Source organism: Sporolactobacillus nakayamae, from assembly GCF_900113325.1.
Lineage (GTDB): Bacteria > Bacillota > Bacilli > Bacillales > Sporolactobacillaceae > Sporolactobacillus > Sporolactobacillus nakayamae.
This window is the reverse complement of sequence record NZ_FOOY01000031.1, coordinates 1-13307: the sequence shown is the minus strand read 5'-3', so window position 1 is coordinate 13307 and position 13307 is coordinate 1. Positions and strand designations below refer to the sequence as shown.

Below are 13307 nucleotides of genomic sequence, written 5' to 3'. Positions count from 1 at the left end.
ATTTTATTCCCTTTTGCTTCAATCCTGTCAAGGCAGGACGAATTAATCCCGATATTTTTTACGTAAAAAACACAAAACCTTTCAACCCGCCAAAAAGACGAATTGAAAGGTTTGTTGTGGTTCTTTTGATCTGAGATCGGATTAACCAATCGATCCTTCCATGTTGTATTTAATCAGACGGTTCATCTCGACCGCGTACTCCATTGGAAGTTCTTTTGTAAATGGTTCAATAAAGCCCATAACAATCATTTCCGTCGCTTCTTGTTCGGTCAAACCGCGGCTCATCAAATAGAACAGCTGCTCTTCGGAAACTTTGGAAACCTTCGCTTCATGCTCCATTGAAATGTCCTTATTCAATACTTCGTTATAAGGAATCGTATCCGATGTCGATTTATCATCCATAATTAAGGTATCACATTCAATATGGGAACGGGAATTCTTCGCATTCGGTGCAAAATGAACTTTACCGCGATAGGTCACATTCCCGCCATTCTTGGCGATTGACTTCGAGATGATCGTTGACGATGTATTCGGAGCCAAATGGATCATCTTTGAACCGGAGTCCTGATTTTGTCCTTTGCCGCCAATCGCGATGGTCAGCGTGCTTCCACGAGAACCTTCTCCCTTTAATACAACAGACGGATATTTCATCGTCACCGCAGATCCGATATTGCCATCCACCCATTCCATGGTCGCGTGTTCTTCGCAGATGGCACGCTGAGTAACAAGATTATACACGTTGTTCGCCCAGTTTTGAATTGTGGTATAGCGGCAATAGGCGTCTTTACAGACATAAATTTCAACAATACCGCTATGCAGCGAGCTGCTCGAATAGACAGGGGCGGTACAGCCTTCTACGTAATGTACAGAGGCGCCTTGGTCTACGATAATCAGTGTACGTTCAAACTGACCCATGCTCTCTGAGTTAATACGGAAGTAAGCCTGAAGCGGCGTTTTGCAAACAACACCCTTCGGAATATAAACGAAGGATCCGCCGGACCAGCATGCCGCGTTCAGCGCGGAAAATTTATTGTCGGCAAAAGATATCACTCGCCCAAAGTACTGTTTAAACAAGGCTTCATGCTTCTGAAGGGCAGAATCTGTATCAAGGAAAATGACACCGTCTTTTTCAAGTTCTTCCTTCATGCTATGGTAAACCACTTCAGATTCGTATTGCGCGGAGACACCTGCCAGATATTTGCGCTCTGCCTCCGGAATTCCTAATTTATCAAACGTATCCTTGATTTCACTTGGCACTTCATCCCATGTACGGCCTTGATTTTCAACCGGCTTAACATAGTAAGTCAGGTCATCAAAATTCAGACCGTTCAGATCGGCACCCCATTGCGGCATCGGTCGTTTATAGAAATGATGCAACCCTTTCAAGCGATAGTTCAACATCCATTCCGGTTCATTTTTCTTCTTGGAAATTTCGCGGACAATATCTTCCGTCAAGCCTCGTTTTGTCCGGAACACAGATACATCTTTTTCGCTGAACCCATATTTATATTCATCAATTTCAGGCAGCTGCTGTTCTGTAGCCATTGCGGCATTCCTCCTTTTTCTTAACATGCTCGGTCGAGATTATCCGTTTCGCTATTAATCACAGGTGTGTACTGTTACATTCATCAGTCAGAAGTAATCATTTTTTTAAAATAAGTTTACCACAATTCACAAAAATGTTGATTATTGTGGGCTTTTTTCTGGATCAGCCTCACGAAGCGCTTTTTCAACAGCTTTCCATGCCAAGGTCGCACATTTGATTCGAGCAGGATACTGCGAGACACCGTGAAGGGCTTCAGCGTCACCAAGATCCAAGTCGTCATTATGCTCATGACCTTGAACCATTTCTGAAAAGTCAAAAGTGAGCTGATGAATTTGATCGACTTTCAATCCTTTAATTGCCTCAGTCATCATTGAAGCAGAGGATTGACTGATGGCACATCCGGTTCCTGAATATTTCACGTCAACAACCTTATTATCTTCTATTTCAAGAGACACCTGAATTTTATCACCGCATGAAGGATTGTTCATGTTTACGGTCACGCAGTGATCTCCTTCAAGCACGCCTCGGTTTCGCGGTTTTTTGTAATGATCCATAATGACCGAACGGTACAGCTGGTCAAGATTATTAAACAACATGTCCGAAGAACTCCTTCGTTTCTTTAATTCCTTTGGCCAAAGCTTCAATTTCATCCTCAGAATTGTAGAAATAGAAACTTGCGCGAACAGTGGATTCGCATTTTAAGCAACTCATCAGCGGCTGAGCGCAGTGATGACCCGCTCGTACTGCAATTCCCTCTGAATCCAGAGCGGTCGACACATCATGCGGATGCACGCCATCGATATTAAAAGAGACGAGACCCGAGCGTTTGTGCGGACCATATAAGGTGACTCCGTCAATTTCCGAGAGCAAGTCATATGCGCGCCCGGTTAACTGTTCCTCATAATTCTGAATTGTATCCATACCGACATTTTGTAAATAGTCAATAGCCGCGCCAAGACCTATTGCTCCGGCAATATGCGGTGTACCCGCTTCGAGCTTCCAAGGCAGTTCCGCCCAAGTCGCACTTTGGAATCCTACTTCGTCAATCATTTCGCCGCCGGTTTCAATCGGCTCCATCGCTTCAAGCAGGGCTTGTTTGCCATAGAGCACTCCGATACCTGTTGGACCAAGCATCTTATGGCCGGAAAAAGCGAAAAAATCGGCATCCATATCTTGAACGTCTACAGTCATATGCGGCGTGCTCTGCGCACCGTCCACAACCATGATCGCGCCATGCGCGTGAGCGATCGCCGCAATCTCTTTCACCGGATTGACGGTGCCGAGTACATTGGACACTTCTGTGACCGATACAATTTTCACGCGATCTGTAACGGCTTTCCTCACCTTATCAAGATCCAAAGTGCCGTCTTCTTCCATTGGGAAATAACGAAGAACAGCTCCGGTCTTTTTGGCAACTTGCTGCCATGGAATCAGGTTGGCATGATGCTCCATCGGTGTGATCAAAATCTCGTCTCCCTCACCGAGACGTGCCAATCCATATCCATAGGCAATGAGATTAAGACTCTGAGTCGTACCCATTGTATAAATAATTTCCTTCTCGCTCTTCGCATTGATAAAGCTGCGGATTTTCTCACGCGCCTCTTCGTAGCGATCCGTCGCGATCGTGCCCAACGTGTGCACACCGCGATGGACATTGGAATTATAGTGTTCATAGTAGTTAACCATTGTCTGAATAACAGATGACGGTTTCTGTGATGTCGCCGAATTATCCAGATAGACCAATTTGTGTCCGTTGACCTGTTGATTCAAAATTGGAAAGTCGCGACGAATTGATTCAATATTCATTAGCCAACTTTCCTTTCAATTAAGGTTGCCAGCTGCACGCGGACGCCTTCAATAGGGAGCAGATCAACGATTGGTGCGAGGAATCCCTCGACAATCAGTTTTTCTGCCGTCTCCTGTTTGATCCCGCGGCTCATTAAGTAATACAGCTGATCCGGATCGACACGGCCCACAGATGCCGCATGTCCCGCGATGACGTCATATTCATCGATTAGCAGAATCGGGTTCGCATCGCCGCGTGCTTCGTCGCTGAGCATCAGAACACGCTGCGTCTGCTCACCATCGGCACCCGACGCGCCATGTTCAATTTTTGTACGCGCGTTAAAGATTGAGTTCGACGCGTCTTTTTGCGCCGCGCGAACCAGCAGTTGACTCTTTGTCGCCTTGCCCACATGGCGCACATAATTGTCAAAATTCTGTTTCTGCGACCCGCTTCCGATGCTTACCGCTTTAATATCTGCGGCAGCTCCGTCGCCTTCAAGATTTGTCGCATTTTCCGACAGCGTATTCCCATCGTTCATCTGTCCAAGCGCCCATTGAATACGCCCGTCCTTGGCAACTTCGGCTTGCCGGCTTACATAGGTAACAAACTGATCAGAAAATTCGTCAACAGCACCAAATTTCACTTGGGCATTCTCGCCAACGACAACTTCGTTGACGATATTAGCTGCTCCGTCAGTTGCTGAGACATCAGACAAATAGCTCTCCACAAAAGTAACCGAACTGCTCTGCTCCGCAACAACAATCGTGTGTGCAACAAGGCCGACAGACGGAGCGTCTTGATAGTAAACCGCCTGAATCGGATCGGATATCACAACATTCTTTGGAACATAAAGGAAAGAACCACCATTTACAAGAGCGGCATTTACTGCCGTCAATTGGTGTTTCTCAATTGGCGTCGTCTTAAAATAATAGTTCGCAAGCAAATCGCTATGATCGCGAATCGCAGTAGCAAGGTCAGTATAAATAACCCCTTGATCGATAAGCTCCTTTGATAGATGGTGATAAACCGCGGAACTGTTTACGTGGATAAGCACATTACCTGCTTTCTCACCCTTTTTCATCAGCCCGCGCACCGCACTTGGGAGCTCGCTCAATTGACAAGAGTCAGTGCTTTCGGTTTGATAGGTAAAGTCTGTGAAATTCCAGTCTGCGATTCGGGTCTTCTCAGGCTTTGGAAGCGGCAGCTCTTCGGCCAGAGTTAAACCCTTCAAACGTATCGTTGAGAACCATTTCGGTTCGTTTCTATTTTCAGCATAGTTTGTTACGGCTTCCGCGTCGAACGGAAGATTTTTCAGCTGCATGGACATCGTCACCCCTCCTTACGATCTCGATTATTAGGCTTCAACCGTTTCATCATCAGTGATACCAAGTTCGGCTTTCATTCCGTCATAGCCTTCTTTTTCAAGCTGCAGCGCAAGTTCCGGTCCACCGGTCTTTACGATACGCCCCTGCATCATGATGTGGACTTTATCTGGTTTAATATAGTTCAGGAGTCGTTGGTAGTGTGTAATAATCAAACAGCCGAAATTTTCCGAACGCATCGAGTTGACGCCCTTAGCCACCCACTTCAGAGCGTCGATATCCAAGCCGGAATCAATTTCATCAAGAATTGCGAATTTCGGTTCGAGCATCATTAATTGAAGAATTTCGTTACGCTTCTTCTCACCGCCGGAGAAGCCTTCGTTTACATAGCGTTCTGCAAACGATTGATCCATTTCCAACATCTGCATCTTCTTATCCAGAGTTTTAATGAATTTCATCAATGGGATCTCATTTCCTTCACCGCGTCTGCCATTGATAGCCGTTCTCAAAAAGTCGGCATTGCTGACCCCGCTTACTTCACTTGGATACTGCATTGCAAGAAACATGCCCGCACGCGCGCGTTCATCGACCGCCATATCAAGCAGATTCTCGTTGCCCAGAAACGCTTGTCCTGAAGTGACTTCATATTTAGGATGCCCCATAAGCGCAGATGCGACCGTTGATTTTCCGGTTCCGTTTGGTCCCATTAAGGCATGAATCTCTCCGCCTTTCATATCAAGATCAAAGCCCTTGACAATGGACTTGCCTTCAACCGAAACGTGAAGGTCGTTTATTTTCAATTCTGGTACAGTCATCTCAAAACCTCCAGTAAAAAAAGTCTATTTGCGGATTGAAATCCGTTCTCAATCTATTCTCATTATCATCTTATATCAGATGTAAATAGATAGCAACCAAAAGGATACGCTTATTACTATGATAAAAGTATGTATCCGTATTATACCGCTAATTATACGAATCATAATAGAAAATCAGGTAAAAAATGCGAGGATATTGTGCATCGTTTCGGTTCGTTTGGCCAACCAAGCGAATCATTTGTGTCTTTTCAAAATAAAAATCGCTCAAGCAGTTTCTGCTGAGCGATTTTCATTAGTTCTGAATTTTATCATTCAGAGACAGGAAGGACGGCGCCTTTATACTTTTCGTTAATAAATGTTTGAATTTCTTTTGAGTGGAGCACGCTCACTAATTCCTTAATTGCTTTTTTATTTTGATCGCCTTTTCGTACAGCGATAATGTTCGCATACGGAGAGGATGCTCCTTCAAGAATCAACGCATCTTTCTTTGGCTGAAGCTTCGCTTGAAGGGCAAAGTTTGTATTAATCGCATACAAATCTGCCGCGCTGTTCACATAGGCTTTTGGCAGAATGGCCGGATCGATCGGCTGCAAGAATTTTAGATGTTTGATATTATCAAAATCCGTATATTTTCCGTTTTTCTGAGCGAGTGTAGCAGAAATTGGATCAATACCGGATTTAATTTTCAATAGTCCTTTTGACTGTAGGAGTAGCAAAATCCGTCCTTGTTCCGACTTGTTATTGCTGATTTGTACCGTTGCTCCATCTTTTACCGCATCAACACTCTTGAATTTCTTTGAATAAATGCCAAATGGTTCGATATGAATTTTGCCGGCATTAACCAAATCCGTCTTGTTTTGCTTATTATAGAGATCAAGGAATGGGATATGTTGGAAATAATTTGCATCCAATTGTTTTGATGCGAGTGCTTTGTTTGGCAGTACATAGTCCTGGAATACTTTTACCTTCAAGGTAATGCCTTTCTTTTTAAGCAAAGGTGCTGCTTTCTTTAGTATTTCAGCGTGAGGCACTGCCGACGCACCGACAGTAATTGTTTGATTTTTCTCTGACTTCCCTGTTGATTGACCGCATGCGGTCAGAATCAGAGTGAAAGCAAGAACTACCGCAAGTATGATTGATTTTTTCATTTTAACTCCCCCAAGTTTTGTTTGATTGATTTTTGTTGCCATCATTTGTATTATGTTTCGGCTTTTATACCGTCTATCTCTTGTCAACGCGGCGAGTAATATAATCGCCAACATACTGAATGATAAAGACAATCACTAGAATAATGACAGTTGCAACGAGTGTAATCGTGTTATTATTCGCTTGAAAGCCTTCATTATACGCAATCGTACCCAGTCCGCCCGCGCCGACGACACCGGCCATTGCCGTGTTGCCGATCAGTGCGATCAATGTGACCGTCATCCCGGAAGTTAGGGCAGGAATTGCTTCAGGAAGAAGTACTTTCCAGACAATTTGCCACTTCGTTGCGCCCATTGCTTGAGCTGCTTCAATCACTCCCTTGTCCACTTCTCTTAATCCGATCTCAACCAGCCTCGCATAAAACGGTGCTGCGCCAATAATAATTGATGGCAATGCCGCACTCGCTCCGATCATGGTCCCGATAATGATCACCGTAAGCGGGATTAGTAGGATGATTAGGATAATGAACGGAATGGAACGAAAGACATTGACGAAAGCCGCGATCAGACCATAAACCGTAGCGTTTTCGAGCAGTCCGTCTTTCGCTGTTAAATAAAGCAACAATCCCAAGATAATCCCAAGAAAAAAGGTAAAAAATCCAGAAATAATCGTCATATAAAGGGTTTGACCGGTTGACAGCCACATACTTGGCCAGTCAACATTTTGTATCCATTCACTCATTTGCTCTCGAACACCTCGATTGTTACGCGCTCCGAGCGAAGATCATTAACGACCGAGCGAATCGTCTCGGGCGGTCCTTGAATCGAAACGAGCGTCTTTTCTGCTTGACTCTCCTGCTCGGACTGCCGGCCGAGTACGTTAACTGAAAGAAACTTATTGCCAAGCAACTGTGATAGTTTTTTCTGCAGAAGTGGTTTCTTCGCAGCAGAGAGTGACAGAATGATTTTCTCAGAAAAATCAGCGCGTTCCGGATTCTGATGGATACCGACAAATTCTTGAGTAATGGTTTGCAGCGGCTGCGCGAATACATCATCGACGCTTCCTTCCTCAACAATTCTCCCTTTATCAAGCACGGCAACTCGATCACAAATTTTTCGTATCACAGCCATTTCATGGGTGATCAAGATGATGGTGAGACCAAGTGTCTTGTTGATCTTCGACAGAAGTGAGAGAATTGAATCTGTCGTTTTGGGATCTAGTGCCGAGGTCGCCTCATCACAGAGAAGAACCTTTGGATTATTGGCTAACGCGCGGGCAATACCGACCCTTTGTTTTTGACCCCCGCTTAGTTCAGCCGGGTACGCGGATTCCTTTCCTTCAAGCCCAACCATTTGAATAAGCTCGGAAATACGTTCATCCCTTTGTTTCTTCTTCATTTTTGTTAATTCTAAGGGAAACGCAATATTCTGAGCCACCGTTCTCGACCACAGTAAATTAAAGTGTTGGAAAATCATACCGATCGTTCTCCGCTCTTCACGCAGCTGACGCTCGTTAAAGTCAGTCAGATGTCTTCCCTCGATCATGATCGTTCCCGATGTCGGTTTTTCCAGCAGGTTGATTAGTCGTATCAACGTACTCTTTCCAGCACCGCTGTAGCCGATAATACCGAATATTTCCCCCTCTTTAATTTCAAGGTTAACATCGGACAGTGCGTGGACTGCACCATGTTCTGTTTGGAACGTTTTCTTGATATTGCTTAATTGAATCAAATCTGTCACCACTTTCAAAAAAATCCGAGAAGCGATAATTGTTTTTTCCGATATTTTTAATCGTATTAATGTCCTCTTTAAACTTTTTTACACTCATCCTCCTCCATTTATAATTTTACTCAATAAAAAAACCCACCTTGAGAGAGGAGGGATTCACCTCTCTCATCTGTCAGAAAACATACGTTTCTGAAGGAATTAGCACCTTGATTGTAACGACTACAATCAGGTTGCCGGGCATCATCGGGCCAGTCCCTCCGCCACTCTGGATAAGAGTTTCTTCTATTCGATTGAGTGATAACAATTTACCATCCTATGACAAGAATGTCAAACCTTTTTTTGTGTAAGAAAAACCGGGCAAAAAGCGCGCGGCCCTTACTTCCGCAGGATACGATGGATTTCGTGTTGCATACAGGACATATGCGTGCTTAGCGAAAGATCCATTTCCATTACACTTAGCGAAAGTTCCTTGCATACGAAAGCTCCTTTGCTCCAAATGCGGTTTTGAATCATCAAACTTGTCTTGAACAAACAGTTCTATTTCACACTGGTAGGAACGTATAAGAAAACATTTAAAGGAAACGAGTGTAAGCGGTCCGAAAAAACGCCGCGTCCTGCGGCTCACCGGACACTAGGCCGTCCATGGCCGTCGCAACTAAGTCTTCGCCTTCGCCAGAGGCTTGGCGAAGCCAAGTTTTCTAACACTGATAAAAAAGTATAAAAAAATTAAAGATTCAAGGAAACGAGTGTAAGCGCAACTAAGTCTTCGCCTTCGCCAGAGGCTTGGCGAAGCCAAGTTTTCTAATAAATCATTTGGGTTCCTTAATTAAGTAACAAGTAAAATAAGCGGAGATTTTCCGGTTATATGCATCCTGACGCTTGGTTCACAGGTAAATAAGGGTAATTTTTCCGCTTATGCACGGAAAAAACCTCCATTTTCACGCTTTTCGATTCGATAGGCGGAATTTCTCCGTCTATTCAAGCGATTTTTTCGTTTATTTTCTAATTAAGCGGAATTTTTCCGTTTATTTCTCGGATTGGGGAGCTTACCTGATCGCCCAATCGAACCTTATGACCTTGCTCGGTCGCTCTAAACGTTCTTTACTTGCTAAAAAAGATCCAAACAGATTTCCGTCTGCTTGGATCTTCTAATCCGGTCTCATGCATAGCCTGCCACGCGGCTGTTCCAATAATGATAACTGCTGTCTTGTCTACTCTGTATCGGTTCAACGCTTTGAAATGGATCTCGAAATAGCGGTTGAGCCTGTCTCCCATTGAACGACGCCTGCTCACTATGAATCTGAGATTTCATTTGACCTGCTGATTCTTTTAATAAAGCGTTCCATGGCAAAGAAACAGATTCCGACACTTCCCGCATTTTCTCCGCGGATAGCCGTCTCGCATCTTCAAGAGAGAGTGTTTTTCCGTATGCATTCGCCCGCAAATAGAGCAGATATTTTCCTGCGGACAACCCGCGCATTTCAGCAGCCCTCTTTCGTTCAACAGATGTACGCAACCATTCAACACCGCTGCCGTTCGCCTGAAGCAGCTGTTTTGCTCCACTGTTGAAGGCAGTAATCAACCCCTGGGTAAATTCGGTTCGTTGCTTACGACTGATTTGATCAGTAAGTACAGTCGTAATCAGGCAAAGTGACCGTTTATCCGTAATCCGCTCATCCCCAAGCTTCGAAAGCAATGCAGAGCTGAGGTCTGAGAAGGTCATATTTTGAAAAACAGATGTCTCACTGATAATCTGTTTAGCCTCATTGTTTAGCGGTTGAACAGAAATTACATGCATATTACGGTCAACGCTCGCCTCTATACTTGCTTTTAAATCAATATAAACGTAAGCAGCAACAGGACCGGAAGGCGCGTATGTGCTATTCGATAACGGAATAAAGCAAAGGACTGAAACCCCCAGTGCAATGATTGGTGTCAGAAACGATCTGGGAAGAAGATAAAATTGGTGGGCAAGGTGTTCTGAAAATACCGTCTGTCCAATGGAGAGATTCGCCGTACGTCTGAGCCTGACCGACTTAAAGTCGCCTTCGTTGGTCAGAATGATCGCGCGCCGCCCCTTTTTGGACACGAGTACACCCTGATTAATCAGTTTTCTCCCCTCCCTTTCTCTGTCATTAAACCGTTTCTAATTCCGGTTCAATATATGACTTTAGTGCACTGAATCCGCCGATGTAGATCAGCGACAATGCTATTATATACTTTCGATTCCTTTCGATCGTTTTGCGGCTACACGACACAAATTGTAACAAATCTTTTATCGGCAACTGCTTTTTTTTCTTTAAATAGCTCACTAATTCCTTACGTTCAACTAAACGTTTTGCTGATACTTTTGCGTTTTCACGCGCGTCCGCATGCTTTGGACAGTGCTTGCTGAGAACATCAAAGGTTATGCCGTATTCCAAGAGAAGCAACTGATAGCTCTCTATTTGCTCCATGCGCTCATTAATCCGGCGCTGTTCCTCAAAATGATCAATGGCCGCCTGCTGCTCGATGAAACTTTCTTCCATGGTGTTCTCATCAGAAGGTTTCGTCTGATCCAAATAGATGTGGCGCATCTGACGCGATTCTTTACGAATAAAATCAATGATTCTTCGGCGAATAACCATGTCCGCGAAAGTCAGGAACTTGCTTCCCTGTCCCTTTTGGTATTGGTTAATCGCTTCGTTGAAAGCGACTAAACCGACACTGAATTCATCCATTGTCTGATCGATAAAACGATTGCATACTTTAGAAACAACCTTTTTAATGAAAGGCTGGTAGGATTCAATAATTGAGTTTCTAAGGGTTTCATCGCCCTGCTGTACCTGAAAAATGTTCATTTCAAGCGAAATATTAAACGCTCCGCTTAATGTTAGCTGGTTTGCGCTCATCAAAACTCTCACCTCTCGCTTTGATCTTTCAGAATCTGTATCAAGAAAAAATAGTTTCTTGAACAAAATCTGTGATTAACCTTTTTCTTAACATAACATGTCCAAATGAAATGAATAACTATTGTCAAAAACTTTTGTTAATGTCCGAGTTTGAGAGAAATTTGTCAATAAAAAAGCCTTGTCTCTTTTATACCATGCCTTCCCGCTCTAAATAAAGCGACAATCTGGTAACAAAAAGATGACAAGGGTTGTTATGTTTGATGAGCGACTTATCTATTTCTTATTTTCCTTGTGTCTGACGTCATTATCCGATTAATTTTTCATAGGCTGCCGCATCAAGTAAATCACCATACGCAGCTTCGTCAACGGAATCGAGTTCAATCATCCACGCTTTTTCATAAGGGGACTCATTAACAAATTCAGGCGAATCTTCCAAATCTTCGTTGATTTCGGAAACAGTGCCGCTAATTGGGGCATATAATTCGGAAACCGTTTTAACAGACTCAACACTGCCAAACGAATCGCCGGCATTCAATTCCGCTCCGACATCTGGCAATTCCACAAAAACAATGTCTCCAAGTTCTTTTTGAGCGAATTCTGTGATGCCAATGCGAACCTTGCCGTCCGCTTCTTTCTTAACCCATTCATGATCTTTCGAGTAGAGCAAATCTGTAGGTACACTCATTATTTGGCCTCCGTTTTCAGTACTGACTAGTGCCTTTCGTCTTGAAGATACTTCTATTATAACGTAAAAATTGGAAGAAAAAACAGTCGAACTTTATGTGTTCAAAAATTACTCTGCCCATTCTTCTTTAAATGTCTCTTCACTAAAACCGACCGTCGCTTTCTCTTCGTCAAAAACAATTGGCCGTTTTATCAGCATACCATCCGCAGCAAGCCATTCCAGCCATTTCTCTTCCGGCTCATTCTTCTTTTTATTCTTAAAATCACCTACACGATAATGTTGACCGCTCGTGTTGAAAAATTTGTCCATCGGAACACCGCTTTGGTCAATCAGTCGTCTCAACATATCTCGAGTAGGCGGATGCTCGGCAATATTAATTTCCTTATAAGGTATGGCGTGTTCGTCCAACCACTTTTTTGCTTTTCGGCAAGTGCCACATGGCGGATAACTATACATCGTCAGCAAGTTCTTCATCCCTTCGTTTCAACATCAATCATCCCATTTTATTATACCCATCTCTATGCAGCATACAAAGGGACATACCATGGTTGAGCAAAATTTTTTTTGAATGTCCGGACATAATAAAAAGGAGCACCGCCACCATAAAAAAACAGGAGTGTGAAGAACACATGAATATGCAGCAGCAGGGCGGTCAGGCTTCAATGAATTTCGCTCAACCACCAGCGATTTTATCCACTAAAGACTTTCTGTACATTGAAGACATGCTGTCTTGGAACCTTGAGATTATCAAAAAGGCACACGCTTATGCGGCGATGTGTCAAGATCAAGATGTGATTCAGGCGATGAACCGAACATGTCAGCTCCACATACGTCATTATCAGAGCATTCTCAATCACTTGGGCAAACATGTTCAAGCGACAACAATGGCAGGAGGTATGTCGTGATGATGGAAAAACAACCGGTTCAATCGATGCAGATTCAGAACACGGAAACGCAAGTTCCTAAGACACCGCAAATGAACGATCGTGATTATTTAAATGATGTGCTCCTCACTGAAAAATATCTCTGCACATCGTATGTTCATGCGCTTCAAGAAGCAAGTCATCAAGCGCTTTATCAGGATACAAAAACAGTATTCGATCAGACCGCCGACCATCAACGCGATTTATTCAACCTGATGTTCAATAAAGGTTGGTATAAGCTGGAATCAGAAGAACCACAAAAGATTCAGCAAACGCTGCAGCAATTTACTCAGTATGCCCAACAGCAATTTCCTAAATAAAAAAATTTAATTTTACCATTCTTTACGTCATCCTGGTTTTCAGGGTGACGTTTTTTTACGTGCGCCCGGCATGGACGACAGCTAGGCGGTGAAAGTCCGCTACAGGCTTGGCAGTAGGAACTGTTAGCCAAAGGCAAGGGTGTCCA

At 43.8% G+C, this 13307-nt stretch carries 14 protein-coding genes and 1 riboswitch; of the genes, 2 read left to right on the top strand and 12 right to left on the bottom strand.

What is annotated here, in order from left to right:
- Positions 1-141 precede the first annotated feature (141 nt).
- From sufB to BM003_RS15825, 12 genes are all read right to left on the bottom strand, one after another.
- Positions 142-1545: a Fe-S cluster assembly protein SufB gene (sufB, locus tag BM003_RS15880; RefSeq protein WP_093674633.1), complete on the bottom strand. Its 1404-nt coding sequence runs from the start codon at positions 1543-1545 to the stop codon at positions 142-144.
- Positions 1546-1686: 141 nt separating this feature from the next.
- Positions 1687-2142 carry a Fe-S cluster assembly sulfur transfer protein SufU gene (gene sufU / locus BM003_RS15875; RefSeq protein WP_093674632.1) on the bottom strand — a complete coding sequence of 152 codons (456 nt, stop codon included), beginning with the start codon at positions 2140-2142 and terminating at the stop codon, positions 1687-1689.
- On the bottom strand, positions 2132-3352 hold the full coding sequence (locus BM003_RS15870; protein WP_093674631.1) for a cysteine desulfurase: 1221 nt from the start codon (positions 3350-3352) through the stop codon (positions 2132-2134). The genes sufU and BM003_RS15870 overlap by 11 nt, the downstream gene beginning before the upstream one ends.
- Positions 3352-4659 (bottom strand): Fe-S cluster assembly protein SufD, encoded by a 1308-nt coding sequence (gene sufD / locus BM003_RS15865; protein ID WP_093674630.1) that lies wholly within the window; start codon positions 4657-4659, stop codon positions 3352-3354. Before sufD ends, BM003_RS15870 begins: the two co-directional genes overlap by 1 nt.
- Before the next feature lie 27 nt (positions 4660-4686).
- On the bottom strand, positions 4687-5469 hold the full coding sequence (sufC, locus tag BM003_RS15860) for a Fe-S cluster assembly ATPase SufC (RefSeq protein ID WP_093674629.1): 783 nt from the start codon (positions 5467-5469) through the stop codon (positions 4687-4689).
- 308 nt (positions 5470-5777) lie between these two features.
- The gene (locus BM003_RS15855) at positions 5778-6617 is read right to left on the bottom strand and encodes a MetQ/NlpA family ABC transporter substrate-binding protein (RefSeq protein ID WP_093674650.1); all 840 of its coding nucleotides are present in this window, start codon (positions 6615-6617) and stop codon (positions 5778-5780) included.
- Positions 6618-6690: 73 nt separating this feature from the next.
- Entirely contained in the window at positions 6691-7356 is a 666-nt protein-coding gene (locus tag BM003_RS15850; RefSeq protein ID WP_093674628.1) for a methionine ABC transporter permease, read from the bottom strand.
- Positions 7353-8345, bottom strand: coding sequence for a methionine ABC transporter ATP-binding protein (locus BM003_RS15845; RefSeq protein ID WP_093674627.1), 993 nt, complete (start codon positions 8343-8345; stop codon positions 7353-7355). Before BM003_RS15845 ends, BM003_RS15850 begins: the two co-directional genes overlap by 4 nt.
- 159 nt (positions 8346-8504) lie before the next feature.
- Positions 8505-8618, bottom strand: a riboswitch (SAM riboswitch).
- Between the two features lie 883 nt (positions 8619-9501).
- A complete protein-coding gene (locus BM003_RS15840) occupies positions 9502-10449 on the bottom strand; it encodes an anti-sigma factor domain-containing protein (protein ID WP_425441059.1) in 948 nt (315 codons plus the stop codon).
- Positions 10450-10477: 28 nt separating this feature from the next.
- Positions 10478-11233 carry an RNA polymerase sigma-I factor gene (sigI, locus tag BM003_RS15835; protein WP_093674625.1) on the bottom strand — a complete coding sequence of 252 codons (756 nt, stop codon included), beginning with the start codon at positions 11231-11233 and terminating at the stop codon, positions 10478-10480.
- Between the two features lie 304 nt (positions 11234-11537).
- Positions 11538-11918 (bottom strand): glycine cleavage system protein GcvH, encoded by a 381-nt coding sequence (gene gcvH / locus BM003_RS15830; RefSeq protein WP_093674624.1) that lies wholly within the window; start codon positions 11916-11918, stop codon positions 11538-11540.
- A 108-nt stretch (positions 11919-12026) separates the two neighbouring features.
- Positions 12027-12374, bottom strand: a complete 348-nt coding sequence (locus tag BM003_RS15825; protein WP_245734327.1) for a Spx/MgsR family RNA polymerase-binding regulatory protein — start codon at positions 12372-12374, stop codon at positions 12027-12029.
- Between the two features lie 173 nt (positions 12375-12547).
- Between BM003_RS15825 and BM003_RS15820 the strand changes: the two genes are divergently transcribed.
- Together BM003_RS15820 and BM003_RS15815 are read left to right on the top strand one after the other, a co-directional pair.
- Positions 12548-12823, top strand: a complete 276-nt coding sequence (locus BM003_RS15820) for a hypothetical protein (RefSeq protein WP_093674622.1) — start codon at positions 12548-12550, stop codon at positions 12821-12823.
- A 2-nt stretch (positions 12824-12825) separates the two neighbouring features.
- Entirely contained in the window at positions 12826-13161 is a 336-nt protein-coding gene (locus tag BM003_RS15815) for a spore coat protein (protein WP_093674649.1), read from the top strand.
- Positions 13162-13307: the final 146 nt, after the last annotated feature.

Excerpts from the sequence above, each read along its gene's own strand:
- sufU (WP_093674632.1), bottom strand. The coding sequence starts at position 2,142 with ATGTTGTTTAATAATCTTGACCAGCTGTACCGTTCGGTCATTATGGAT.
- BM003_RS15820 (WP_093674622.1), top strand. The coding sequence starts at position 12,548 with ATGAATATGCAGCAGCAGGGCGGTCAGGCTTCAATGAATTTCGCTCAA.
- sufD (WP_093674630.1), bottom strand. The coding sequence starts at position 4,659 with ATGTCCATGCAGCTGAAAAATCTTCCGTTCGACGCGGAAGCCGTAACA.
- gcvH (WP_093674624.1), bottom strand. The coding sequence starts at position 11,918 with ATGAGTGTACCTACAGATTTGCTCTACTCGAAAGATCATGAATGGGTT.
- BM003_RS15855 (WP_093674650.1), bottom strand. The coding sequence starts at position 6,617 with ATGAAAAAATCAATCATACTTGCGGTAGTTCTTGCTTTCACTCTGATT.
- BM003_RS15850 (WP_093674628.1), bottom strand. The coding sequence starts at position 7,356 with ATGAGTGAATGGATACAAAATGTTGACTGGCCAAGTATGTGGCTGTCA.
- BM003_RS15815 (WP_093674649.1), top strand. The coding sequence starts at position 12,826 with ATGGAAAAACAACCGGTTCAATCGATGCAGATTCAGAACACGGAAACG.
- BM003_RS15825 (WP_245734327.1), bottom strand. The coding sequence starts at position 12,374 with ATGTATAGTTATCCGCCATGTGGCACTTGCCGAAAAGCAAAAAAGTGG.
- sigI (WP_093674625.1), bottom strand. The coding sequence starts at position 11,233 with ATGAGCGCAAACCAGCTAACATTAAGCGGAGCGTTTAATATTTCGCTT.
- sufC (WP_093674629.1), bottom strand. The coding sequence starts at position 5,469 with ATGACTGTACCAGAATTGAAAATAAACGACCTTCACGTTTCGGTTGAA.
- sufB (WP_093674633.1), bottom strand. The coding sequence starts at position 1,545 with ATGGCTACAGAACAGCAGCTGCCTGAAATTGATGAATATAAATATGGG.
- BM003_RS15870 (WP_093674631.1), bottom strand. The coding sequence starts at position 3,352 with ATGAATATTGAATCAATTCGTCGCGACTTTCCAATTTTGAATCAACAG.